At 45.0% G+C, this 24,875-nt stretch carries 18 protein-coding genes and 1 other annotated feature; of the genes, 6 read left to right on the top strand and 12 right to left on the bottom strand.

Features of this window, described 5'->3' with window-relative positions:
• The first annotated feature begins 200 nt into the window (after window positions 1–200).
• Window positions 201–386, top strand: a complete 186-nt coding sequence (locus UF05_RS21770; RefSeq protein WP_005459060.1) for a DUF3545 family protein — start codon at window positions 201–203, stop codon at window positions 384–386.
• A 230-nt stretch (window positions 387–616) separates the two neighbouring features.
• Here UF05_RS21770 and UF05_RS21765 read toward each other — a convergent pair whose 3' ends face one another.
• From UF05_RS21765 to nfo, 3 genes are all read right to left on the bottom strand, one after another.
• Window positions 617–1,168, bottom strand: coding sequence for a hemerythrin domain-containing protein (locus UF05_RS21765; protein ID WP_005459058.1), 552 nt, complete (start codon window positions 1,166–1,168; stop codon window positions 617–619).
• 112 nt (window positions 1,169–1,280) lie between these two features.
• Window positions 1,281–1,961: a uracil-DNA glycosylase gene (gene ung, locus UF05_RS21760; protein WP_005465920.1), complete on the bottom strand. Its 681-nt coding sequence runs from the start codon at window positions 1,959–1,961 to the stop codon at window positions 1,281–1,283.
• A 299-nt stretch (window positions 1,962–2,260) separates the two neighbouring features.
• On the bottom strand, window positions 2,261–3,148 hold the full coding sequence (gene nfo, locus UF05_RS21755; RefSeq protein ID WP_045544872.1) for a deoxyribonuclease IV: 888 nt from the start codon (window positions 3,146–3,148) through the stop codon (window positions 2,261–2,263).
• A gap of 326 nt (window positions 3,149–3,474) precedes the next feature.
• Between nfo and grcA the strand changes: the two genes are divergently transcribed.
• Window positions 3,475–3,852, top strand: a complete 378-nt coding sequence (gene grcA, locus UF05_RS21750) for an autonomous glycyl radical cofactor GrcA (RefSeq protein WP_005459053.1) — start codon at window positions 3,475–3,477, stop codon at window positions 3,850–3,852.
• 427 nt (window positions 3,853–4,279) lie between these two features.
• Here the strand turns inward: grcA and thrC are convergent, their stop codons facing one another.
• Genes thrC through thrA form a run of 3 tightly spaced genes read right to left on the bottom strand, consistent with a single transcriptional unit; the run spans window position 4,280 to window position 8,993 of the window.
• The gene (gene thrC, locus UF05_RS21745; protein ID WP_025637138.1) at window positions 4,280–5,560 is read right to left on the bottom strand and encodes a threonine synthase; all 1,281 of its coding nucleotides are present in this window, start codon (window positions 5,558–5,560) and stop codon (window positions 4,280–4,282) included.
• Entirely contained in the window at window positions 5,557–6,513 is a 957-nt protein-coding gene (gene thrB, locus UF05_RS21740) for a homoserine kinase (protein WP_031831207.1), read from the bottom strand. The genes thrC and thrB overlap by 4 nt, the downstream gene beginning before the upstream one ends.
• Window positions 6,514–6,533: 20 nt before the next feature.
• Entirely contained in the window at window positions 6,534–8,993 is a 2,460-nt protein-coding gene (gene thrA / locus UF05_RS21735; protein ID WP_005479590.1) for a bifunctional aspartate kinase/homoserine dehydrogenase I, read from the bottom strand.
• A gap of 54 nt (window positions 8,994–9,047) precedes the next feature.
• Window positions 9,048–9,167: a sequence feature (Thr leader region), on the bottom strand.
• 439 nt (window positions 9,168–9,606) lie between these two features.
• Between thrA and UF05_RS21730 the strand changes: the two genes are divergently transcribed.
• Window positions 9,607–10,077: a hypothetical protein gene (locus UF05_RS21730; RefSeq protein ID WP_005460677.1), complete on the top strand. Its 471-nt coding sequence runs from the start codon at window positions 9,607–9,609 to the stop codon at window positions 10,075–10,077.
• Here the strand turns inward: UF05_RS21730 and UF05_RS21725 are convergent.
• The gene (locus UF05_RS21725; RefSeq protein ID WP_005460676.1) at window positions 10,074–10,556 is read right to left on the bottom strand and encodes a putative 4-hydroxy-4-methyl-2-oxoglutarate aldolase; all 483 of its coding nucleotides are present in this window, start codon (window positions 10,554–10,556) and stop codon (window positions 10,074–10,076) included. The genes UF05_RS21730 and UF05_RS21725 overlap by 4 nt on opposite strands.
• A 53-nt stretch (window positions 10,557–10,609) precedes the next feature.
• The gene (locus UF05_RS21720) at window positions 10,610–11,017 is read right to left on the bottom strand and encodes a DUF3293 domain-containing protein (protein WP_005497140.1); all 408 of its coding nucleotides are present in this window, start codon (window positions 11,015–11,017) and stop codon (window positions 10,610–10,612) included.
• A 360-nt stretch (window positions 11,018–11,377) separates the two neighbouring features.
• Here UF05_RS21720 and arcA point away from each other — a divergent pair, with 360 nt between their 5' ends.
• On the top strand, window positions 11,378–12,094 hold the full coding sequence (gene arcA / locus UF05_RS21715; RefSeq protein WP_005479585.1) for a two-component system response regulator ArcA: 717 nt from the start codon (window positions 11,378–11,380) through the stop codon (window positions 12,092–12,094).
• Between the two features lie 67 nt (window positions 12,095–12,161).
• On the opposite strand, the gene UF05_RS21710 is transcribed toward arcA, so the two are convergent.
• The 4 genes from UF05_RS21710 to UF05_RS21695 all read right to left on the bottom strand — a co-directional run bounded on the left by UF05_RS21710 (window position 12,162) and on the right by UF05_RS21695 (window position 17,924).
• Complete coding sequence (locus tag UF05_RS21710; RefSeq protein ID WP_025795748.1) at window positions 12,162–12,626, bottom strand: hypothetical protein; 465 nt, start codon at window positions 12,624–12,626, stop codon at window positions 12,162–12,164.
• Window position 12,627: 1 nt separating this feature from the next.
• Entirely contained in the window at window positions 12,628–14,979 is a 2,352-nt protein-coding gene (arcB, locus tag UF05_RS21705) for an aerobic respiration two-component sensor histidine kinase ArcB (protein ID WP_029837992.1), read from the bottom strand.
• 205 nt (window positions 14,980–15,184) lie between these two features.
• Window positions 15,185–16,930, bottom strand: coding sequence for a sensor domain-containing diguanylate cyclase (locus tag UF05_RS21700; RefSeq protein ID WP_005455892.1), 1,746 nt, complete (start codon window positions 16,928–16,930; stop codon window positions 15,185–15,187).
• A 34-nt stretch (window positions 16,931–16,964) separates the two neighbouring features.
• Window positions 16,965–17,924, bottom strand: coding sequence for a TIGR01212 family radical SAM protein (locus UF05_RS21695; RefSeq protein ID WP_021450207.1), 960 nt, complete (start codon window positions 17,922–17,924; stop codon window positions 16,965–16,967).
• Window positions 17,925–18,475: 551 nt separating this feature from the next.
• Here UF05_RS21695 and gltB point away from each other — a divergent pair.
• Complete coding sequence (gene gltB, locus UF05_RS21690; RefSeq protein WP_045544871.1) at window positions 18,476–23,029, top strand: glutamate synthase large subunit; 4,554 nt, start codon at window positions 18,476–18,478, stop codon at window positions 23,027–23,029.
• Window positions 23,029–24,498, top strand: coding sequence for a glutamate synthase subunit beta (locus UF05_RS21685; protein WP_045544870.1), 1,470 nt, complete (start codon window positions 23,029–23,031; stop codon window positions 24,496–24,498). Before gltB ends, UF05_RS21685 begins: the two co-directional genes overlap by 1 nt.
• Window positions 24,499–24,875 lie beyond the last annotated feature (377 nt).

The following is a 24,875-nucleotide window of genomic DNA, read 5'->3' as shown; positions in this document are numbered from 1 at the left end:
TTCCCTTTCTCGTTTGTACATTTTTTATTCAATAGTTCACGAAGCAAAATGTGATTTTGAGAGAACTTTTGCACGAAACTGTCATGTTACCGACACAAATGCGAAATATATCATGGTTATTCTCACACCTATTGTGGTACTTAAAAAACTCCACAAGGACTGGTTACAACAGTTTAGATAAAGAAGGGTAAAGGTGGCTTATGGAAGGCTTTCAACTAGATGAGATTTTCAATCTGGATACTACCTCAACAACAAGATCTCGCGCTAAACCAGTAAAAAGAAAGTGGCGTGAAATAGAAGAGATGAACGACAGACGTAACTTACTTAAAGAACTACGTGAACTTGATGTTTGCAACGACTACAGCTTAGACGACATCAAACTCTAATTTGAACAAAAGGCACCCTAACGGTGCCTTTTGTTTTTGTATAGAGCAGGGTTACATATTCTGATTCTCTACGTCTAAATGTTTACGTGGACGGAATTCTTACTCAATGAGAATTAGCCGTTCTTTTTATCGAGAATTGGTTATGTTGAATTTCCATTCAATTCTCAAAAAATAAGAATTACCACAAATAAACCCGAGCAAGATTTATAGATACTCGGACTTTGAGTGAGTTAAACAAACTCCATATCGCTTTGACGAACGCGCTCGGCAAGCTGTTTGTAGCGATCCGCAATCGTGTCACCAAATACAGGGTCGTCTTCGCTCTCTGTCCACAGACTTTCAACGTGTTGCCAGTCTTCAGTAGTAAAAAGCTCTTCAATTAATGGCAGGATTTTTCTCTCTTCGAGCTCAAGGTGACGCTTTTGCGACTCAATGAAATCTTCTAGCTGAGCAATAAAGATGTCTTGAGGAACAACCGCATCTTGCAAAATCATCTCAATGAGCATCGAAAACTCTTTGGTCTTCTCGGCGAGCTCTTGGTGCTCTTTCTCCAAGTTTTCCATGGTTTGTTGCTTACCGTAATGCTTGAGGAAATGATGGTAGAGAATGTCTTCTTTCGGATGATGAATTTTTTCCGAATGGTTTGAGAGGTAATCAACAATCTCGCTTACTAGCGAGTAATTAATGGCGTTTTCTTCTTTAATTTCGTTGAGTTTATGGCGCAATATAGCCAACAGGCGAACCATGTAGCCGTGTTCGCGTCGAATTCTTTCGATCATCATAGCGTCTCTCCTTAACACCTACTTTCAATAAGTGTACATGAGAAATTCGCCACCAGCTTCGAGCATGCTCAAAAAAACAGCGATCATTGCACCATGATCGCTGTCTCTTCTTTTATACCGTTAACGGTAAATGCCAGTTGATTGGCTCTTTTCCTTGCGAAGCAAGTAATTGGTTTGCTTGGGAGAAATGCTTACAGCCCAAGAACCCTCGATGAGCAGACAATGGCGATGGATGCGGCGCGGCTAATACATGGTGCTTCGAGCGATCGATGAAACGCCCTTTCTTCTGAGCGTGAGACCCCCACAAAAGGAACACGACCCCATGCTGATGCTGGTTTATCGCTTCAATCACTCGGTCTGTGAATGTTTCCCACCCTGTTTTAGAGTGTGAGTGCGCTTTGCCTTGCTCAACCGTCAAAACCGTATTGAGCAACAATACGCCTTGCTCTGCCCAGCTTTGCAAGAATCCGTGCTGAGGGATCTGGAATCCTTCGATATCTTGAGCCAATTCTTTATACATGTTCACGAGCGACGGTGGCGTTTTGATTCCAGGAAGCACAGAGAAGCACAAACCATGCGCCTGATTTGGACCATGGTATGGGTCTTGTCCTAAGATCACCACTTTCACATCGTTAAACTCCGTGAAACGAAATGCGTTAAAAACATCTTTTGCTGGCGGGTAAATCGCTTTGCCTGCTGCTCGTTCTGCTTCAACAAAATTCAACGTGTCTACAAAGTAGCTCTGCTTTTTCTCTTCGCCGATCACATCGTGCCAAGTGGGTGACTGATTCATGGAAAGTTCCTGTCCTGAGTTTTGCTTCTATTCTAACGAGCGAAACCCAAACAAACAAAAACTTACCACGAACTTGAGAACAGCAATACTTGAGGACAATAATAAAAGACTAATGCTTTTGCGGCGTTCTAAAATGACCTTGCCCAGTAATGTGGCGATTAGGCATCGGCAGACGCAGTACGCGGCGACTGTAAGCATAGGGAGCAAAAGAGAGTGGTCGAGACATAGTGGCATCCTTCTTTCTTAATTCAAATTGACTTAAACGACTAAGAAAGAAAGGTGCCAACTTTGCGATTACATTATTGGTTGTTAATAGCGGCTAAATGAAACTGACGCAGTGCGTTGATCTCTTGCTGCCAGATGTCCGGATCAATTGTTTCTAAAATCAGAGGGATACCATCAAAACGAGAGTCTTTCGCAATGTACTCGAAACAATCCCACCCGATCTCTCCTTTACCTAAAGAATGGTGACGATCCACTTTGCTAGCAAACTCTACTTTTGAATCATTTAGATGCATTGCTCGCAAATAGTGCATACCCACAATACGGTCAAATTCAGCAAAAGTGCGTTCGCAATCTTCTTTTGTACGCAAGTCATAACCAGCCGTAAAGGTGTGGCAGGTATCAATACAAACACCGACACGATCTTTATCTTCCACTTGCTCGATGATTTCAGCTAAGTGCTCAAACTTCCAGCCAAGGTTTGTGCCCTGCCCCGCAGTATTCTCAATCACCGCTACCACATCCGGTACAGTTTTGTGTGCTAAGTTGATCGACTCAGCAATCGTTGCCAAGCATTCCTGTTCAGAGACTTTCTTTAGGTGACTACCCGGGTGGAAGTTAAGCAAAGTCAGTCCCAACTGATTACAACGCTGCATTTCATCGATGAATGCAGCGCGTGACTTATCCAACTTGTCCGCTTCTGGAGCACCTAAGTTAATCAGGTATGAGTCGTGCGGGAGAATATGTTCTGCGCCGAAACCCAGCATTTTACAGTTCGCTTTAAATGCACTGATGGTTTTTGCTTCTAAAGGCTTCGCCACCCACTGGCGTTGGTTTTTTGTAAATAGTGCGAACGCATTCGCGCCAATTTCGCGAGCTCTCAACGGCGCTTGATCGACCCCACCAGCAGCAGAGACATGTGCACCTATGAGTTTATTACCAAACTTGTTTTTCATGTTTGTCATTTAATCACTTTAGACTTTCAGTATCGCTACCCAAATACAGATAGTTGCGTTAATCAGTTTAAATTCTAAGCTCACTTTGTAGTAAATTTACAACAAAGTGAGTTATTAAATATTTTTTATATTATCAAATAAATTGTAATTAGTATGTTTTCAAAGGTTTTATTGATTTAACTCAACAAAATTACCTTAATAAAAATAATGTTTTTGGTTGTTTTTTGACTTAAATCAATATTAAAATAGTGGATATTAGCTATATAATACTCAGCTCAACAAAAATTCGAAAATTAACACCAATAATCACCACGTAAGTGGTCTAGGAGATAGTGATGATCCAAGGTATCCAAATTACTAAAGCAGCAAACGACGAACTACTAAACTCAATCTGGCTACTAGATAGCGAGAAGAATGAAGCACGTTGTGTTGCTGCAGCAACTGGTTACGAAGCAGACCAAGTTATCGCAATCAGCGACCTAGGTGAATACGAAAGCCGCGAAGTAGCTATCGAAACTGCACCTCGCATCGAAGGTGGTCAACACCTAAACGTGAACGTTCTTAAACGTGAAACGCTAGAAGATGCAGTTGCTCACCCAGAAAAATACCCACAGCTAACAATCCGTGTTTCTGGTTACGCAGTACGCTTCAACTCGCTAACGCCAGAACAACAACGTGATGTTATCGCTCGTACATTTACTGAGACTCTATAATAGAGTACGCTCAGGTAAGTTTTAAAAAACGGCGCTCAATGAGCGCCGTTTTTTTATATTCGATTTCTGCCCGAGACCAAGCCTATAAAAGTAAATTACCACCTTCTAAAGAAGGTGGCTTTGTGTGAGCCCCCTAAAAGGGGGCCTAGACCAGAACCTCGATGTGGCACCGCAGTCTCTCTTCACTCTCCAACACTAAATTTATGGCATCACTTATAGAGTGCAACTAAACAAAACTATTGAGTTCGTTGAAGATGTGTACTGAAGTGCTTTGACTTACTTCTGGTGAGTACGATACAAAAGTAAGAAATTTGGGAATTAGGCAAAGCCGCAACGAATGATAACCACCTACTGAAGTAGGTGGTTTAGGGCTGAAAACAAAAAGGCGGAGACAATGCTCCACCTTTTATCGCACATTCAGTTTTGGTTACTGAACGCGGCGTAATACTGTTTTTAGTGCATCAAAATCCGCGTCAAGATCTTCAGACAACAACTCCATCGCAGCATGTTTAGCTAGTGGCGCAGGCAGTTCGATATCCGTCTGAAGAATATCATCTACAACCTCTTTGAACTTCGCTGGATGTGCAGTACACAAGAACAGACCCGTTTCACCTTCTTGCAGTTGCTCTTCCAATACACGGTAAGCAATCGCACCGTGTGGCTCACATAGGTAGCCTAATGCGTACAAGTCTTTTACTGATTTTGCGCTTTGTTCATCAGAAACTGCGCCTTTACCTAGTGTCTCAAGGCCCCACTCTTTCACACGGCATAGCTCTTCGATACGCGGCCAGTTGTTCGGTTGGCTTACGTCCATCGCATTTGAAGTGGTTGCAACCGTTGGTTTTGGCTCCCACTTACCCGTTTGTAGGTAACGAGGCACCGTGTCATTCGCGTTGGTAGCAGCAATAAAACGTTTGATAGGTAAACCTAGCGCTTTTGCTAATAGACCTGCTGTTAGGTTACCAAAGTTACCGCTTGGTACAGAAACCACGAGGTTTTCACGCTCTTGCTTACTCATTTGCGCCACAGCTTCAAAGTAGTAACAGATTTGTGCCATCAAACGGCTGATGTTGATTGAGTTTGCAGAGTTCAGACCGATCTCTTCACGCAGCTCCGCATCATCAAACGCTTGTTTCACCAATGCTTGACATGCATCGAAATCACCATTGATTGCTACAGTGTGGATGTTTTTACCTAGTGTACAAAACAGCTTCTCTTGGAGCGGGCTGATCTTGCCTTTCGGGTAAAGAATCACAACATTAATGTCTTCCATTCCGTAGAAAGCATGCGCAACAGCTGCGCCAGTATCGCCTGACGTTGCGGTCAAAATGGTGATCTTGCCGCCATTAGAAACTGCCGCAAGGGATTGCGCCATGAAGCGGCCACCGAAATCTTTAAATGCTAACGTCGGGCCATGGAAAAGTTCTAGCGCGTAAACGCCTTCTTTTACTTGGTTGATTGGTGCTGGGAATTGGAATGCAGCATCAACCATTGCGTTAACTTGCTCTTCCGCCAGTTCATCACCAATCAGTGCTGATAGAATCTTGGTGCTACGAGAAACAAAATCTTCTGCTAGCAACGCATCAACGTCTTCAAGTTTTGGTAATTCCGATGGGAAAAATAGGCCTTGATTACGACCTAATCCTTGACGAACGGCTTGGCCAAAGGAAACTTGTTCATCATTTTCTTTTATATTGTAAAGCTTCATAGCTCACTTCCTGTTACTTTCGAACCCTGCTTATCTAAACGACAAACATGGACGAATCCTTCTTCGTTTTGTACGTAATTTTGTTCTAGCCAGCGAGCAACTCGCTCAGCGACATCTTTCTGTTTGCAAATACTGAACAGTGTCGGACCACTGCCAGAAATACCAGTTGCTAACGCGCCTGCTGATGCTGCGTACTGACGCGCATTCGCAAAGCCCGGAAGCAGTTTCTCACGATACGGTTCTGCGATCACGTCTTTGATCATTTTTGCAGCGAGCTCAGGCTGACCAGAGTGACATGCATGAATAAAGCCCGCAAGGTGACGGCCATGGGCAATGATATCTTGTCGACGATATTGAGATGGTAGGATTTCACGCGCTTCAGCCGTCGACACTTTAATGCCCGGATACGCCATCACCCAATACCACTCGTCAAAGCAAGGGACTTCTTGGCTGATGATGCCTAGCTCTTCAAGCATCAACTGAACACCACCAAGGTAACATGGAGCAACATTGTCGTAGTGAACACCACCCGAAATTTTGCCTTCCATTTCACCCATTAAAGCCAGCAATTCCGTTTCATTCAAAGGCTGGTCGTGGAATCGGTTTAGCGCGTCCAACGCTGCCACAATAGAACAAGCACTTGAGCCCAAACCAGAACCAATAGGCATGTTTTTCTCTAGCGTCATTTCAAGTGGTTTTAGCTCAATGCCTTTTTTGTCCAGTTCACGAGCAAACACCACCCAACAATCGTAAACGATGTTCTCTTTTGGATCGGTTGGTAACTTCGAAACAAAGTGCCCAGCAGTGTTTAAAGTGAACGGCTCAGTCCCTGCTTTTACTTGAACTCGGTCACCCAACAAAGTGCCGTCAACTGGAGACACTGCCGCCCCCAGCACGTCAAAACCTACGCTAACATTACCAATTGAAGCTGGGGCATAAACCACCACGCCCATATCACTTGCACTCATTCTTGTTATACCCCTAGTTTCCAACCTAAAGTACGCATTACATCCGAGAATACGCCTGCTGCCGTCACTTCTGTACCGGCACCGTAACCACGCAGCACTAAAGGAATTGGCTGGTAGTAGCGACTATAAAACGCCAACGCGTTTTCACCGTCTTTAATTTTGAACATTGGATCATTTTCATCGACAGCGGCCATGCTCACAGTGCACTTGCCATCATTAATTTCACCAACATAACGTAGCACTTTGCCTTCTTCTGCCGCTTTCGCTGATAACTCTTTGAAGTACGCGTCCGCTTCTGGCAAACGAGCCATAAATTCATCAACACTGCCTGAATCGTCAAAGCCTGGTGGTAGCGCTTGGTCAACGACCACATCTTCAAGCTCTAATGACATACCTGCTTCGCGAGCTAGGATGAGCAGCTTACGCGCAACGTCCATACCAGAAAGGTCATCACGAGGATCTGGCTCAGTGAAGCCATTTTCTTTCGCAATATTCGTCGCTTCGCTCAGGCTCATACCCTCGTCAAGTTTACCGAAGATGTAAGACAGTGAACCTGACAAAATGCCACTAAATCGTTCAAGTTCATCGCCTGCTGCAATCAGGTTTTGTAAGTTTTCGATAACCGGTAGGCCTGCCCCTACGGTTGTTTCGTACATCAACTTGCGACGCGAGCTACGAGCGACATCTCGAAGCTGATGGTAGTACGCCATGCTTGCTGTGTTTGCTTTTTTGTTTGGTGTGACCACGTGGAAACCTGCTGCTAGAAAGTCTGCATATTGATTTGCAATGTCTTCACTAGACGTACAATCCACAAGTACAGGGTTGATGATGTGATTGCGCTGAACTAACGCGATTAAACGAGCTAGACTGAATTCTTCTGTTGCCGCTGACATGCGGTCGCGCCAGTGTTCTAGTGGTAAGCCTTCACTATCGAGTAGCAAGCCTTTGCTATTTGCTAAACCACACACTCGAATCACGATACCTTTTTCTGCCAGTTTGGATTGTTGACGTTGGATCTGATCCACCAGCTCACCGCCAACACCACCAACACCAACAACAAACACATCGAGGAAGTATTTCGAGTTAAATAGGTTTTCGTGACACGCTTTGATCGCCTCAGAAATTTTGTCTTCCGGAATTACCGCAGAGATAGCACGCTCTGAAGAACCCTGCGCAATCGCGACGATATTGACGTTCACTTCCGCAAGAGAAGAGAAGAAACGTGAAGCAACACCACGAGATGTACGCATGCCGTCACCAACCAAGGTAACGATAGAAACATCATCGATAAAATCAACCGGTTCCAATAGACCGTCTTTTAGTTCAAGCTCAAACGCATCCGCCAGAACTTGTTGAGCTTTCAGCTTATCATCGGCCTCGATACAGAAGCTGATGCTGTACTCAGACGATGATTGAGTAATCAAAACAATAGATACGCCAGCAGAAGACATCGCACCAAATACTCGGCTCGCCATGCCTACCATCCCCTTCATACCTGGGCCTGATACGTTAACCATGGTTAGGTCGTTAAGCGTTGTAATACCTTTGATCGCAAGATTATCTTCACCAGTATCTTGGCCGATAAGCGTACCCGCACCTTGAGGGTTAAAGCTGTTTTTGATCAGACATGGAATGTGGAATTGCGCGATAGGAGCAATGGTCTTCGGATGCAGAACGGATGCACCGAAGTAAGAAAGCTCCATTGCTTCTTGATAGCTCAGTGACTTAAGCAGTCGTGCATCTTCAACCAATCGAGGATCACAGTTGTAAACACCATCCACGTCCGTCCAGATTTCACAACAATCAGCACGTAAACAAGCCGCTAATACTGCCGCTGAATAGTCAGAACCGTTACGACCCAGCGTCACCAATTCGCCTTTTTCATTACCCGCAGTAAAGCCCGGCATGATGTTCACATGATCTTTAGGAAGAGGATTTTGACGGAAGTTCTGTGTCGATACATCAACATCCACCATGGCTTCTAGGTGATCGCCTTTCGCATACAGATATTCAACAGGATCAATGAGGTTCGCTTTTTGCCCTTTGGCTTCCAGTACCGCCTTCATCAATTGAATCGAAACTCGCTCACCTTTACTGATGATGCGAGCATTGACGTTGTTTGGACACATACCAAGTAAGTTAATGCCGTGCACAAACTGACGCAGTTGAGAAAGAGAGGTTTTAACTTGGTTATCGAACGCCGCACCTTCTAGGTTAGGCAATACCGCTTGGATATCAGCAAAAAGCGTTTTAAACGACTCTTCCAACTCATTGATTTGCAGCTCAGCTTCACCATTGCGAAGTGCACCTTCAATGACTGCTACTAACTTGTTCGTCGTTTTACCCGGCGCCGAAAGTACAACGGCCACTTCTTCTTGTTGAGCGTTATTGGCAATGATATCTGCCGCTCTTAAAAAGCGATCTGCATCCGCTAGTGATGAACCGCCAAACTTCAATACTCGCATCCCTTCCTCCGATGTATTTTCTTAATTTTTGTCTAAATTCTGTCTAAAAACGCATAAAAAAAGGCCTGTATCTTGTTGGATACAGGCCTTTTTTGTGAATTTCTTTCGCTCAGCAGCCTGCCCCAACATTTGTCGTGTCGGTAATAATAATGGTCGTCGTCATTACTACTAGGCTGTTAGATGGCATAAATAAATATTCAACGTTAATCGTGTTTTCTTATATCTACGTTTACCGAGTTTCCTATTCAGAGTCAACAAAAAATTGTTTATTTTCCAGTCTTCCAGAGGTTTATTCTGCGTAATATCATTGATATATAAGTGTAATTACTTACGTTTGATTTTAAGAAAAACATCCTTGTTTTCTAATTTCAGGAGTTAATGCCATTACACGAACGGTGATTAGGAGCTATAGGTAAGCGGATCTTTCTCATAAAGCGCAAGATCAAACATTTGGACGGTGTTGTTTCTAGTTAACAACAACTTAACTGTGATCAATGTTCCTAGGATCGAATTATTTAGAAAATAGATGTGTTGGCTTTCATATTCTATGCTTTAATAGTGAGAAGCTTTTAGCAGATACTAATAAAAAAGTTAGACACAAGGAGTGGTGGACATGAAAAAATGGCTTTTTCTGTTACTGTTTTTAGTGTCTGGCGTTTCTTTTGCTAACGATCTCCCTCCCCTTCCAGGGAAAACAAGCACGTCTCCTCACAAACTGTTTATCTCGAGTGAAAGTTACCAAACCGACAGCTTTGATGTGTGGAATATTGATGGTGGCTACGCCTATGAACTTTTTGATTCTGTTGACCTTTATGTAGGTGCGCGAGTCAATAACTCTCCGACTCAAAACCAAAGCGGCTTTCTCAGCGGGATCAGCTACCACTTCAATGATCGTGTCACCGTAAAAAGCACCGTAAGATCTTACAAATCTGAGAATAGCAACGGCATTCAAACCGAAGACAGTAGCCTCGCTGCTGAACTTTCTAGCCGCGTGAAAATTACCGATAAGTTAGACATTCACGCGACGTTGGATTACCAAGATTGGCAACAAGGCTTTGAGGTAGGTTTAGGTTTCCGATTCTAAAAATCGAGTGCTTCTTTTGAAATCAACACCCCATTCCAATCGGCATAAACATGATGTTTTGGTTGAACAATTTGGTTCAGCATCGTTAACGTCACGTTGACTTCACCCACACCACGCTTTTCCGTTTTAAACGGGCATGTACCCAGCGCTTGCACTCCTATGTCCATTTGCGACATTTGTGCCACATCACGCACTGCTCCGTACACGATGATACCTTCCCAACCATTTTCGATACCGAGTATCGCCAGCTGATCACCAAGCAGCGCTTTTTGGCAGGAACCGTGTCCATCAACAATCAAGACTTTGCCAGTGCCATCCTGTTCTAGAACTTCACGTACTTTAGAATTATCGTGATAGCAACGCACTGTGACAATTTCGCCATGAAAGGCGGTACGTTGACCAAAGTTCTGTAGCGGTAAATTTAGCAACGTCACTTGGTCTTCAAATTGATCACAAATATCTGGTGTTATGTCTCTCATATTTCCTCCGTGAATTTGCTCGCTCGGGCATAACCCCAACGAGAGATATCCTGTTATACGAGCCTGTCGTTAATTTTTCCTAGCCAGTGTTTTTTGCTCGGTGCCGCGCACGCAACTAAGTAAAGATCACTATCTATCACATAGTAAATGGCATTTTGTTGAAACGCTTTTGCCAATCGCACAGCCTCTTCTAATGATATATCCGCCGCAAAACTCTCTTCACACCATTCAAAGCTGCGATCACCTACGTTAACGAGCACGTAATTCGCGTGTTTAAGTTGTTTTTCTAACTCTTGATTACTTATGCAGTTCTCTTTCTTTGACCGCAAATTACTGTAGGGGTTCCAAGCAGTTATCACCGCATAACTTGACGTATGCCATTCAGCCTCAAAATGAAAAAAAGATTCTGAATAAGCATTCCATAACGATACATCTATGTTCGTATTACTTTTTTCTATCATAACTCTTAAACGATTAATAACAGTTACATTTCATCAATTGATGTAAATCAACAAACTGAATGGAATTAACATTTGAGCATTGTTAGCATGCTGTTAACAATATAAAATCCGCTCCATATCTTAGGGTGTTTACGTTTCATGCCCTGCAAAGCAAGGAACTGAAAGGTAAACAAGCCCTATAGAATAAACGTCGCCATTGGATACTGGTGAGTTGGCAAAATTCCAAGGAAGGCGGATAGCTGAAAGAAGTGTTTTTTTGATCAACTTGATTTATTATCAAAATCACATTACCTGTATGTTATATTTTTGCCTAGAATTTATTCTATTAGCACAATTTTGTCACAAATTTAGGTACCGCCAATGCAAACCCCGCAGATTCTTATCGTAGAAGATGAGCAAGTAACTCGTAACACTCTTAAGAGTATTTTTGAAGCAGAGGGATACGCTGTTTTTGAAGCCAGTGACGGTGAAGAGATGCACCAAGTGTTGTCTGACAACTCTATCAACTTGGTCATTATGGACATTAATCTTCCAGGCAAGAATGGTTTACTGTTAGCACGTGAACTACGTGAGCAAGCGAACATCGCTCTGATGTTCCTAACAGGCCGCGACAATGAAGTAGACAAGATCCTAGGTCTTGAAATTGGTGCTGATGACTACATCACAAAACCATTCAACCCACGTGAATTGACTATTCGTGCGCGCAACCTGCTAAGCCGCTCAATGAGCACTAACGCAGTTCAAGAAGAAAAGCGATCAGTAGAAAAATACGAATTCAACGGTTGGGTGCTAGATATTAACAGCCGCTCACTAGTGAGCCCTGCTGGCGATAGCTACAAGCTGCCTCGTTCTGAATTCCGTGCACTTCTGCACTTCTGTGAGAACCCAGGTAAGATCCAAACACGTGCTGATCTTCTTAAGAAGATGACTGGCCGTGAGCTTAAACCACATGACCGTACTGTCGACGTAACGATTCGCCGTATTCGTAAACACTTCGAATCAGTATCTGGTACGCCAGAAATCATCGCGACTATCCACGGTGAAGGCTACCGCTTCTGTGGTGACTTAGAAGACTAATGCAGTCTGCTAGAAATACGAAGGGCTTGCTCATTGGAGCAAGCCCTTTTTCTATGCGGCAAAGAAACTAATAAACCTTGTTTATCTTCACGTGCTTTTCAACAAGCCAACGTTGTTTACCCGCATCATCAAGCAGCAACGCCAAATCGACGGATTTATCTGTATCGGCTTCAACTTGCCAAATAAACGTCACTTCCCACTGATTTTCGCTGTGAGTGCGAGTTTCCAAGTCCCCACCATCAATCATCCACTCGGTAGTACCCTGCTTTATAATCAGAGCCTCAGCAGTCAAATTCGCAGGCAGCTGTTTGTCGCCTTCCAGATACAAAGCACCTTGAATACTCAACTCTTGAACGTCTTGCACAGGTTCTTCCTCAATCGCAGGCATTAAGTTCACCCAAAGATTGCTCTTTAGTTCAACATTCACCTGATTCATCGTAATTTGGCTGCCTTGTTGCCAGTTCACTTGAGGAACAGAACTACAACCTACGAGCGATGCAATAAGTAAGGCTACGGGTGCAAGTTTCTTCATGTTATTTCCTTTGATCTAACCAACTTTTGAGTACCTGAATATCGTTTCGGTATTCATTCTTTATCTCTTCGACCCAGTCAGAAATATTTTCCCACCATGCCGGCATATCCGGGGATTGCGCTTTTTGAGCGACGCTTTGGATGCGTTTAAGACCAATAGATCCTGCCGCACCTTTGATTTTATGCGCTTCAGAAACAATGCCATCCTGATCTTTTGCGGTCATGTTTGAGTCTAATACCTCAATGTAATCTGGCATCATGTCTTCAAACATCTTGATGCTGTCGTACACGGGTTTAACGCCGACAATATCCACATAAGACTCTAGCATATCCAGATCCAGTAGATGTGTCTCAATCACAGGAGAAGGTGCCGCTTCTTCCTTGACTTCAGGCTTAACAATCACCGCGGGTTTATCGACTCGATCAACAAAGAACTTATCTATCACTGACTGAATAGCATGCACAGCTAATGGTTTACTGATTGCGTCATCCATTCCATTTTCTAAGTACTCTCGACGATCTTTCATCACGTTCGCCGTTAACGCCACCAACGGAGGCAAGTGGTCATAATGCTCACGGTAGTACTTCGCCACATCAAACCCTGTCATGTCTGGCAGTTGAATGTCCAACAGCGCAAGGTCGTATTGATCCGGCACAAAGTTGACTAACGCCTCTTCCCCAGTCATCGCGACCGTCACGGAATGCCCCAAACTTTCTAGCAGCGACTTAGCCACCGTCACGTTAAGTTCAATGTCTTCAACCATAAAGATGTTGAGATGCACATTGTCGCGCTTCGCATCGATTACCGGCTCTTCGAGTTCAACAATAGGAACGTGAATCGACACAGTAAAGGTACTACCAAAGCCTTCTTCACTTGTGACCGTAATGTCCCCATCCATCATATTGATCAGCTGTTTCGAAACCGCTAACCCAATGCCTGTACCTACCGCATGCAAGTTGTCTTTGCCCGACTTAACTTGATAATACATAGCAAAAATCTTATCCAGTTCAGCTTCAGGAATACCGATGCCGGTGTCTTCGACTTCCATAATAATGGTCGCGAAGTCTTCTTCGACATCAGCGCTGACTGTCATCACAACGCCACCTTCTTTGGTGAACTTCATCGCGTTGCTCACTAGATTCCAAATCACCTGGCGTAAACGGGTCGCATCCACCTCGATCGCTTTTGGTAAGTCACTCAAACGTTCTAAGTCGAAACGCAGTCCTTTTTGTTCCGCCATGAGCGCCGAAATACTCTCTATCTCGGCGACAAAGTCTTCAAAGTTCAATGGCGCAGGTAACAGTTCAAGCTTACGACGATCGAATTTGTCCATATCGATGATGTCATTGAAGATATTCCCCAACGTAATCGCACTCACGTTGATCGTCTGCATGTGCTTACGCTGCTCTTCCGTCAGCGGGCTATCAAGCAACATTCGACTCAAGCCAACAATGCCGTTTAACGGTGTGCGAAGTTCATGGCTAATTGTGGAGATAAACGTCGTTTTATCTCGGCTGGCTTTTTCTAGAGATTCTTCGTGACGCTTACGCTCAGTGATGTCTCGCCCAAAACCAACCAACCCCAAGTGGCGACCGTCTTTGCTATAAAATGGTACTTTGCGCAATTCAAAATAGTGTTTCCGCCCATCAGGGTATTCCAACCATTGCTCGTAAGTGATCGCTTGGTTGTCGCTAAAGACTTTTTGGTCGGTATCTACGATTGGCTGTGCAATTTCTTTACTGTAGACATCCCACGGGCTCAAACCGACAAGTTGATGCTCTTTCTTGCCCGTTAACTCTTCCATCGCTCGGTTACAACCAGAGAAGACGCCATCGGCATTACGGTAATAAATCAAATCAGGTGACGCATCGATGAATGAACGTAACAAAGCGGTACGCTCTGCTAACTCTAATTGCGTTCGCTCACGCTGGAAAACCTCATTTTCTAGATCCTGCATCGCCTCTTCACGCGCTTCTTCCGCTTTAATCCGCTCTTCAATCTCTAGATTGAGCTTTTCGATGTTCTGCTGTAGTTGGAAGTTCAGTTCTTGGTCGCGTGAACGCATATCTTTCAATTTAGAAACCAGCTTCGTCAATCGTTGACGAGACTCTTCTAACTGATCAACCACCACAGATAGGAAGTAAACGGCCCAGGGCGTGATTAGCAAACCAAAGAAAACGGAACGTACAATGTCGATATCATCGACGCGCCCTTTGAGAGCCAAAGTGATACCAACTTGTACGACGACAGCAAGTGCCACCAGCGCTAGGGCTAACAAAATTGAAAAACGGACAATCCCTAGTTTCACCAGTAAGTCTACATAGTACTGGGCGAGATTTTTCATGGGCTTCATTCACTACTCCATGGCACAAGCAAGCTATCAACCCGACATATTGAAAACGGGCAGATGTACAAGGCCTAACGCAATTTAGGTCTGTTTGATTTTGAGGCATTCACCTTGATGAACTGGCGAGAACACAAGGTATAAGCAGTTTAACGTGTTTAATACGGTGATTTAAACCGCTTGCTATCAACTTAGAGCAAGCGGTCACAAAGCGCTAGAAGGAACTAGGGTGGATACAGGTGCGATTACGGCCATCGGCTTTGGCCTGGTATAGCGCACTGTCGGCCATAGCGATGCCCATTTCAGGTTCATCACCATGCTGAGGAACGTAAGAAACAAAGCCGATACTCACACTGAGGTGCTCTGAAGCTTCCGAACTACCGTGCTCCATATCAAGCTGTCTAATCTGTTGATGAATGCGTTGAGCGACTTGCTCTGCGCCTTCTGTTGTCGTGTTTGGCAAGATAAAACCAAATTCTTCACCACCGTATCGAGCCACGCAGTCTGAAGAACGGTTGACCACTTGCTTGAAGACCGCCGCGACACGAATCAACGCCTCATCGCCTTGTTGGTGCCCGTAACAGTCGTTGTAATCTTTAAAGAAGTCGATGTCGCACAACATGATAGTCAAAGGCAATTTTTCACGAATATGGTGATACCAAAGTACATGAAGACGTTCATCAAATCGGCGTCTATTCGCCACTTGCGTCAAGCTGTCCATAAAGCTCAATTTCTCAAGTTCAAGGTTCGCTTGTTCAAGTTTTTGCTCGGCGAGATAACGCTCTGAAATATCACGCGCCATGATAAGAACGCCATTCGTACCCGATGCCTTGTCTTTAAACGGCGATTTCACCACATCAAACCACGTAATATGGCCATCACTACTCACGACCTTATCGATGTACCTTACCGGTTCCGCTTGTCGTAGAGCATGTAGGTCGCTCGTTTCCAACCGCGTGTACATTTCAACGGGAATGACATCTTGAAGACGCTTTCCAATCAAATCAGAAACTTCAGATATACCTAAAGCGTTTACAAATGGCTTATTGCACGCTTGGTACACCATATTCTCATTAAAAATACCGATAGAGTCAGGGCTTGCATCTAAGATTGTTTGAAGAATGGTGTCACGTTGAGCCAAGGCTACTTCAGTGTCTTTACGACGTTCCATTTCATCACGTAAGTTCTGTTGAATCTTATGCCATTCCGTCACATCGTGACTAATAGACAACGTTCCGAGTAGCTCACCACTTGGCGAAACTAATGAGCTTAAATTCACTTCAAGCAAGCAGCTGCGACCTTGCGTGTCCGTCGTCCATTTTCGTTCACTTTTACGGGTAGCGACTCGGCTCGCCGTTGCAGTGATGGCTTCTTCTCGTCGCCCCTCCCAAAACTGGTCAAAGGCACGATTCGTCGTCAATAAGTTACCTTGGCAATCTTGCAAGCAGATCAACTCGGACAGCGAATCTAGCGCTGAGCGAGCCATCTCTAACTGCGCCAACTCTTGCTGCTGCTCTTGTAAAGTGACTTGATAAGGTTGCGCGTACATGATCCAAACACGATGACCACGTAGCAAACTCTTTCGGCCGGACAATTCAACCTTAATAGATTCGTTTTCAGATAAACGCCAATCAAAGACTTGGTGACGGAAATAGCGACTGGAAAAACTATCTAGCAACGAAGAAAGTTTGTGAAGCTCAAACAAAGCTGGGTACAAAAAGCCTGTACCCAGTGAGCGAATGCCAAGCAACTGCATCGCTGCTTGATTCGAAAGTAGGATTTGTCCATGGCTGGCATCTAGCACCAGCACTGGATAAGGCGAATCAGTAATAAGCTGCTTAAGTGCGTTTTGGAAACGAAAGTAGATAAGTGCTATCGCAATCGCACTGACTATCGATAGCAGGACAATATATCCATAACTCTCCTGCCCATTCCAAAGCCAATTAAGTAACTGATCCATTTTTCCACCTATAAAGCAAACTGCTAAAAATATATCAGTTATTTATTGAGCAATCTGCTTTTAATTCCGGCTTCGTGTAGATAAAAGGCTTTCCTATTAAGCTGCCTTGAGCGCCATCTTTATTTAATGCGCGACCAATTTCAGTCATGGCTAACCAACGGTTTTCACACCAAAGCGGGGACAACAACGTTGGACGACGAGCTGCGGAAGAGACACGATGAAACACAACATCAGCGGGCGTCATACGAATCATTTCACTGGCAATCGCAACATATTCTTCCAATTCAGGAGCTTCTAATCTGCCAGCTCTCCAAGCTTTCGCCATCGTACTGCCTTCCACAATATGCAGGCCATGTAACTTGATGCCATCAGTGCCCACGGCCAACACTTTTTGCAGCGTTTCAATATTATCGTCGCGGGTTTCTTTCGGTAATCCAACAATCAAATGAGTACAAACTTTGATCCCTAAGGCTCGAGCTCGCTGAGTGATCTCCGCATAACATTCAAAATCATGTCCGCGGTTGATGCGTTTGAGCGTATCGTTATTTGCAGTTTGAAGACCTAGCTCGAGCCAAATTTCATAACCTTGGTTTACATAATCTGACAGCAAATCCAATACCGAGTCAGGTACACAGTCTGGGCGAGTTCCCACACACAAACCCACAATATCAGCAGCTTTGAGCGCTTCTTCATACATATTTTTCAGTACTTGTACTTCTGCATAAGTACTGGTGTAAGCCTGAAAATACGCCAGATATTTCTTCGCTCGATGGATCTCTCCAGCACGATCTTTCAACTGTTCATGAATACTTTTGATTTGTACTTCTTCGTCAGCAAACGAAGCCACATTACAAAATGTACAACCACCTCGGCCAATCGTGCCATCGCGGTTTGGGCAACTAAAGCCACCATGTAAAGTCAGCTTATGGACTTTTTCGCCGTAACGACGCTGAAGATCTTGGCCTAGTGTATTGACCAACTCATGTAACTGCATAGATTCTCACCAATAGTAAACCGTAATAAATCTCACTACGATTTATGTAACTAAATTACATCCCTGCAAGAAAAAACAAACAATATTACTCAATTCAAACAACGCCCAATCGGTGTGAAATCAATAAACTTGCATAAATACAGACAAAAAAGCGTCATGTTGCGTGAATGTTAAACTAAAAATGCATATTTAAACGAAAAAATTGGGTCACAGAGGCGACTTTTCATTGCAATCCGAAGTAACAAAATTGTAGGATACTTACACAACCCCGCATTTTTTGTGACTTTTATTACAGCACGCACAGCGGGAATTGTCGGTGTTATCCCACTCCCACCTATATAAATCACTAAATAGTGAGAATAAATAAAGGGATATCACCAAGGATTGTTTTTCTCGCAATACTTTTCCTGCGAGATACGGAAAGGAATCAAGACCAGTCAACCTCGACTGGTGGCGATAATAAATATAAAGGACAAGACGCATCATGTGTCACAAGGCAACTTCGGTCTGCCTCGTACCTTTGCGTCGCATTGAACTGGAAGGATGTATCTATGGTAGATAGAGAGCAAAATTCACAGGGTCTATACACTCCGGAATTGGAGCATGACGCTTGTGGTATCGGTTTTGTTGCTCACCTTAAAAACCGTAAATCTCATGAAGTTGTGACTCAAGCATTGGATATGCTGGCTCGCATGGAACACCGTGGCGGTCAAGGTTGTGACCCATGCAGCGGTGACGGTGCGGGTATTTTGTTGCAAAAACCTCATGAATTCCTATTAGAAGAGGCCGTTAAACTAGGCATTAAACTGCCTTCGTTTGAAAAGTATGGCGTTGGTGTCGTTCTTTTCCCAAAAGACGAATACAAACGCGAACAATGCCGTGACATTTTAGAGCGTAATGCCAAACGCTTAGATCTCGAAGTCATCGGCTACCGCGTATTACCAACCGACAACTCCATGATTGGTGCCGACCCTCTAAGCACAGAGCCTCAATTTGAGCACGTGTTTATCTCCGGCGGTCCTGGCATCACACCTGAAGAGCTAGAACGCAAACTTTACGTACTTCGTAATTACACCGTACGCGTTTGCCTGGAAAGCGTGTCGAACATTGGTGACGACTTCTACATTAACTCAATGTCTTACAAGACATTGGTGTACAAAGGTCAGTTAACGACAGAGCAAGTGCCTCAGTACTTCCTTGATCTGCAAAACCCGACCATGGTGACCGCTCTGGCACTGGTACACTCTCGTTTCTCTACCAATACCTTCCCGAAATGGCGTCTTGCACAGCCTTTTCGTTACATCGCTCACAACGGTGAAATCAACACAGTTCGCGGTAACTTGAACTGGATGAAAGCCCGTGAAGCGATCCTAGAATCAGACCTGTTTACTCAGGCTGAAATCGACATGCTTCTTCCTATCTGTCAGGAAGGCAGCTCGGATTCATCAAACTTTGATATGGCACTTGAGCTCCTAGTTCTTTCTGGTCGTAGCCTGCCACATGCCTTAATGATGATGATCCCTGAAGCATGGCAAGAAAATAAAAACATGGATCCTAAGCGTCGCGCGTTTTACCAGTACCACGCGAACATTATGGAGCCGTGGGATGGCCCGGCATCTGTCTGTTTTACCGATGGTGTTCAAGTAGGTGCTACGCTCGACCGCAACGGTCTACGTCCTTCTCGCTACACAGTGACCAAAGATAACTTCCTAGTCATGGCATCAGAATCTGGCGTAGTGGATATTGCACCAGAGAACGTAGAGTTCCGTGGTCGTCTGCAACCAGGTCGTATCTTCGTTGCGGATCTAGAGCAAGGTCGCATCATTTCTGATGAAGAAGTGAAAGACACCATCGCAACGGCACAACCTTACGAGAAGTGGGTAGAAGAAAACCTACTGAGCTTGAAGAAGCTGCCTGATGCGAGCAACCAGTTCAGCCAACCTAAGCCAGAACATCTTCTACACCGTCAACAAGCGTTTGGCGTAAGTACTGAAGAAGTGAACGAAATCATCGTTCCAATGGCAAATGAAGGTAAAGAACCGCTATCTGCAATGGGTGCTGACTGGCCGCTGGCCGTGCTGTCACACCAGTCGCAACATCTTTCAAACTACTTCAAGCAGTTGTTTGCGCAGGTAACCAACCCACCGATCGACCCGATCCGTGAGCGTATGGTTATGTCGCTGAATACTTACTTGGGTAAAGACCAAAACCTTCTGACTGAAACGCCACTTCACTGTCAGAAAGTGGAATTGGAATCGCCAGTTCTGGCTAACTCTGAGCTTGAGAAGCTGCGTGCAATCGACAATGAGCACCTGCAAGCCAAAACGCTGGATATCGTATTCCAAGCCAGCGAAGACCAAGGCAAGCTTGAGCGCGCACTAAAACGTATCTGCCAATACGCCGAAGATGCGGTTATCGATGGTTACTCAATCATCCTTCTAACTGACCGTGCAGTGAACTCAAACCACGCAGCGATCCCAGCAATGCTGGCAGTTGGTGCAGTACATCACCATTTGATCCGTAAAGGTCTACGTGCGAAGTGTGACATCGTGGTTGAAACCGGTGACGCGCGTGAAACGCACCACTTTGCAACGCTACTTGGTTACGGTGCGAATGCGGTTAACCCGTACCTAGTGATTGAAACCATCATTGAACTTCAACGTACTAAGAAGTTGGATCCAGAAGCGAACCCTCGCGATCTGTTCAACAACTACCGTAAAGCGATCAATGGCGGTCTTCTGAAGATCTTCTCGAAGATGGGTATCTCAACCCTGCAGTCGTACCATGGTGCGCAAATCTTCGAAGCGTTAGGCATCCACAAGTCAGTGGTAGATAAGTACTTCACAGGTACCGTTTCTCGTATCCAAGGTTTGACTCTGGATGACATCGCGAAAGAAGTGCTGATTCGCCACCGCATCGGTTACCCACAACGCGAAATCCCAATTCAAATGCTGGATGTGGGCGGTGTTTACCAGTGGAAACAACGTGGTGAGAAACACCTATTCAACCCAGAAACTATCTCTCTACTCCAGCAATCAACTCGCAACAAAGATTACGAGCAGTTCAAGCAGTATGCGAGTGCCGTCGATAAACAAGGCGACAACGCGGTAACGCTACGTAGCCAACTGGAGTTCATCAAGAACCCAGCGGGCTCTATCTCTATCGACGAAGTAGAACCAATCGAAAGCATCGTAAAACGCTTTGCAACAGGCGCAATGTCGTTTGGTTCGATCTCTTATGAAGCGCACTCAACACTGGCAGTTGCGATGAACCGTCTTGGCGCGAAATCGAACTCTGGTGAAGGTGGTGAAGACCCTATGCGTTTCGAGCGCAAAGAGAACGGCGATTGGGAACGCTCTGCAATCAAGCAGGTGGCTTCTGGTCGTTTCGGCGTAACCTCTTACTACCTAACTAACGCTGAAGAACTGCAAATCAAAATGGCTCAAGGTGCGAAGCCAGGTGAAGGTGGTCAGCTACCAGGCGATAAAGTAGATGACTGGATCGGTGCAACACGTCACTCGACTCCGGGCGTTGGCCTTATCTCGCCACCACCACACCACGATATCTATTCAATCGAAGATTTGGCTCAGCTTATCTACGACTTGAAGAACGCGAACCGCGCGGGCCGTGTAAACGTGAAGCTGGTATCGGAAGCTGGCGTAGGTACGATCGCTTCTGGTGTAGCGAAAGCGAAAGCGGACGTTGTGCTTATCGCAGGTTTCGATGGCGGTACGGGTGCGTCACCAATGTCTTCAATCCGTCATACTGGTCTTCCTTGGGAACTGGGCTTGGCAGAAACCCACCAAACGCTACTGAAGAACGGCCTACGTAACCGTATCGTTGTTCAAGCAGATGGTCAGATGAAGACACCTCGTGACCTTGCAGTCGCAACACTACTAGGTGCAGAAGAATGGGGCGTAGCAACCGCAGCATTGGTGGTTGAAGGCTGTATCATGATGCGTAAGTGTCATAAGAACACCTGTCCTGTTGGTATCGCGACTCAGAACAAAACACTTCGCGAGCGCTTTGATGGTCGCGTAGAAGACGTCGTAACCTTCTTCCAATACATGGCCCAAGGTCTACGAGAAATCATGGCTGAACTTGGCTTCCGCACTATCGATGAGATGGTAGGGCAAGGTCAAAAACTGAAAGTTCGCCAAGACGTTTCTCATTGGAAATACAAGAACCTAGATCTATCTCCTGTACTTCATGTTGAACAGCCTCGCGAAGCTGATGGCGTATTTAACCAAGCGCAGCAGAACCACAACCTTGAAGCAGTACTAGACCGTAAGCTGATTCAAGCCGCAATTCCAGCTCTAGAAAAAGGTGAAGCAGTAAGTGCTGACTTCCCTATCGTTAACACAGACCGCTCTGTCGGAACCATGCTGTCTAATGAAATTTCGAAAGTGTACAAAGACCAAGGTCTACCTCAACCAATGAATGTCAAATTCAAAGGTTCTGCAGGTCAATCTTTCGGCGCGTTCCTCGCTAAGGGCGTGAAGTTCGAAGTGGAAGGTGATGCAAACGACTACTGGGGTAAAGGCTTATCTGGCGGTACTTTGGTGCTCTACCCAGACGCGAAATCGAGCATTGTCGCAGAAGACAACATCGTAGTTGGTAACGTATGTTTCTACGGTGCAACTTCGGGTGAGTCTTTCATTCGCGGTATGGCAGGTGAACGTTTCTGTGTTCGTAACTCAGGCGCGAAAGTGGTTGTAGAAGGTGTCGGTGACCACGGTTGTGAATACATGACGGGCGGTGCAGCCATCATCCTGGGTTCAACAGGTCGTAACTTTGCTGCAGGTATGAGTGGCGGCGTGGCCTACGTATGGGATAAATCAGGCGACTTTGAATCGAAACTAAACCCAGAGCTGGTTGACCTAGACCCAATCGAGCAAGAAGACAAAGATCTATTACTCGACATGCTAACCAAGCATGTTCAATTCACAGGAAGTGAAGTCGCTCAGTCTTTCCTAGACAATTTTGAAGCAAGCCTAGCCTCTATGGTTAAGGTGATGCCGCGCGATTACAAAGCGGTACTTCAAAAGCGTAAAGCTAAGGAGGCTCAGTCTCAAGGAAATGAAACTCAAGCGGAGGCAGTGTAATGGGTAAGCCTACTGGATTTTTAGAGCATGGTCGTGAACTACCACAGAAGATCGACCCAGCTGAACGTATCAAGAACAACAAAGAGTTCGTTCTGAACGAGGAGTTTGGTAGCAAAATCAATACTCAGGCTTCTCGTTGTATGGATTGTGGTGTGCCGTTTTGTCATAACGGCTGCCCTATCGGCAACATCATCCCAGAATTTAACGATGCGGTTTATCGTGATAGCTGGGAAGAAGCATGGAACATTCTAAGTTCAACCAACAACTTCCCGGAGTTTACTGGTCGAGTTTGTCCCGCTCCTTGTGAAAGTGCATGTGTGCTTGGCATTAACCAAGACCCAATCACTATCTGTAATATTGAGAAAACCATCGTGGAAACAGCGTATCGTGAAGGATACGCCAAACCAAAAACTCCGCGTTCTCGCACTGGTAAAACAGTCGCTATCATTGGTTCTGGCCCTGCGGGTCTTGCGGCTGCCGAGCAGCTAAACAGCGCAGGCCATACCGTGACCGTATTCGAGCGTGACGAGAAAGTGGGTGGTCTACTGCGTTTCGGTATTCCAGATTTCAAACTGAGCATGGAAGTCATTGATCGTAAGATCAATCTAATGGCAGAAGCTGGCGTTAAGTTTAGAGTAAATCAACACGTTGGTGTCGATGTAAACGCGCAACAACTGCGTCAAGAGTACGATGTGGTACTGCTGACTGGTGGCTCAACCGTTCCTCGCGATCTTCCTGTTCCGGGACGCGATCTAAAAGGCGTGTACTTTGCAATGCAGTTCCTCGGACAAAACAATCGCCGAGCAAACAACATGGATCTAAAAGGTGAAGAAATTCACGCAGTAGGAAAACATGTTGTCGTAATCGGTGGTGGTGATACCGGTTCAGACTGTGTGGGTACATCAAACCGTCACGGCGCAGCAAGCATAACTCAAGTTGAAATCATGCCGATTCCACCAGAGAAGCGCCCAGCCAATATGCCTTGGCCTCAATACCCAATGATCCTACGCACTTCGACTTCTCATGAAGAAGGTGTCGATCGTCACTGGAACATCTTGACCAAAGAGTTCATCGGTAACGACAAAGGTGAAGTTACAGGTCTTCGTCTTGCCGATATCGTTTGGGAAGATGCGAAACCAGGCGAGCGACCAAGCTTTAAAGAAGTAGAAGGCAGCGAGCGCGTGATCCCATGTGACATGGCTTTCCTTGCGATGGGCTTCCTGCACCCAGAACCAACTGGCGTGCTTGCTCAACTGGATATCGCACTCGATGATCGCGGCAACGTTGCAACGCAAGGTTTCGCGACGAATCAAGAAGGCGTATTCGCCGCAGGTGATATGCGTACAGGCCAATCTTTGGTGGTTCGTTGTATCAACGAAGGTCGCGAATGTGCTCGTGCTATTGATGAATACCTGATGGGCGGCACTAACCTTGAAGCAAAAGCAAATTCGCTAATGCTTTCAGCATAAAGGGGGCATTCACGCTTCCTTCTTTCAAAGTCATCACTTAGCCATCAGCGATATCGATGGCTAAAGACCAAGAAAGAAAACAATTCCTTCCAATCTTTATCTTTTGACCAGCATTTTATGCTGGTCTTTTTTATTCCCCCTAGCATCAAATGTTACTTTTTTGTAACAATCAATTTTCTATCTCATTGAAATAATTGAACTATTTTAGGCAATTAAACGGTAAATCGCATATTCACGTGATTATCCACTAATAACTTGACCTTTTTTACAATAAGCTATAGCTTGTGAAGTTGATGAAAATAAAACACATAAATTTTGTTAAATATTTTTCTGAATTAACTGAATAAATACACACAAAAATATAAAAGTGACGCATA

It is taken from the genome of Vibrio sp. S457-15 (assembly GCF_000960545.1).
Classification (GTDB): Bacteria; Pseudomonadota; Gammaproteobacteria; order Enterobacterales; family Vibrionaceae; genus Vibrio; species Vibrio parahaemolyticus.
This window is presented reverse-complemented; position numbering and strand designations above follow the sequence as displayed.

Bases quoted from the DNA above. Each gene is read 5' to 3' on its own strand.
- UF05_RS21770 (WP_005459060.1), top strand. From the start codon at position 201: ATGGAAGGCTTTCAACTAGATGAGATTTTCAATCTGGATACTACCTCA.
- UF05_RS21765 (WP_005459058.1), bottom strand. From the start codon at position 1,168: ATGATGATCGAAAGAATTCGACGCGAACACGGCTACATGGTTCGCCTG.
- ung (WP_005465920.1), bottom strand. From the start codon at position 1,961: ATGAATCAGTCACCCACTTGGCACGATGTGATCGGCGAAGAGAAAAAG.
- nfo (WP_045544872.1), bottom strand. From the start codon at position 3,148: ATGACAAACATGAAAAACAAGTTTGGTAATAAACTCATAGGTGCACAT.
- grcA (WP_005459053.1), top strand. From the start codon at position 3,475: ATGATCCAAGGTATCCAAATTACTAAAGCAGCAAACGACGAACTACTA.
- thrC (WP_025637138.1), bottom strand. From the start codon at position 5,560: ATGAAGCTTTACAATATAAAAGAAAATGATGAACAAGTTTCCTTTGGC.
- thrB (WP_031831207.1), bottom strand. From the start codon at position 6,513: ATGGGCGTGGTGGTTTATGCCCCAGCTTCAATTGGTAATGTTAGCGTA.
- thrA (WP_005479590.1), bottom strand. From the start codon at position 8,993: ATGCGAGTATTGAAGTTTGGCGGTTCATCACTAGCGGATGCAGATCGC.
- UF05_RS21730 (WP_005460677.1), top strand. From the start codon at position 9,607: ATGAAAAAATGGCTTTTTCTGTTACTGTTTTTAGTGTCTGGCGTTTCT.
- UF05_RS21725 (WP_005460676.1), bottom strand. From the start codon at position 10,556: ATGAGAGACATAACACCAGATATTTGTGATCAATTTGAAGACCAAGTG.
- UF05_RS21720 (WP_005497140.1), bottom strand. From the start codon at position 11,017: ATGATAGAAAAAAGTAATACGAACATAGATGTATCGTTATGGAATGCT.
- arcA (WP_005479585.1), top strand. From the start codon at position 11,378: ATGCAAACCCCGCAGATTCTTATCGTAGAAGATGAGCAAGTAACTCGT.
- UF05_RS21710 (WP_025795748.1), bottom strand. From the start codon at position 12,626: ATGAAGAAACTTGCACCCGTAGCCTTACTTATTGCATCGCTCGTAGGT.
- arcB (WP_029837992.1), bottom strand. From the start codon at position 14,979: ATGAAGCCCATGAAAAATCTCGCCCAGTACTATGTAGACTTACTGGTG.
- UF05_RS21700 (WP_005455892.1), bottom strand. From the start codon at position 16,930: ATGGATCAGTTACTTAATTGGCTTTGGAATGGGCAGGAGAGTTATGGA.
- UF05_RS21695 (WP_021450207.1), bottom strand. From the start codon at position 17,924: ATGCAGTTACATGAGTTGGTCAATACACTAGGCCAAGATCTTCAGCGT.
- gltB (WP_045544871.1), top strand. From the start codon at position 18,476: ATGGTAGATAGAGAGCAAAATTCACAGGGTCTATACACTCCGGAATTG.
- UF05_RS21685 (WP_045544870.1), top strand. From the start codon at position 23,029: ATGGGTAAGCCTACTGGATTTTTAGAGCATGGTCGTGAACTACCACAG.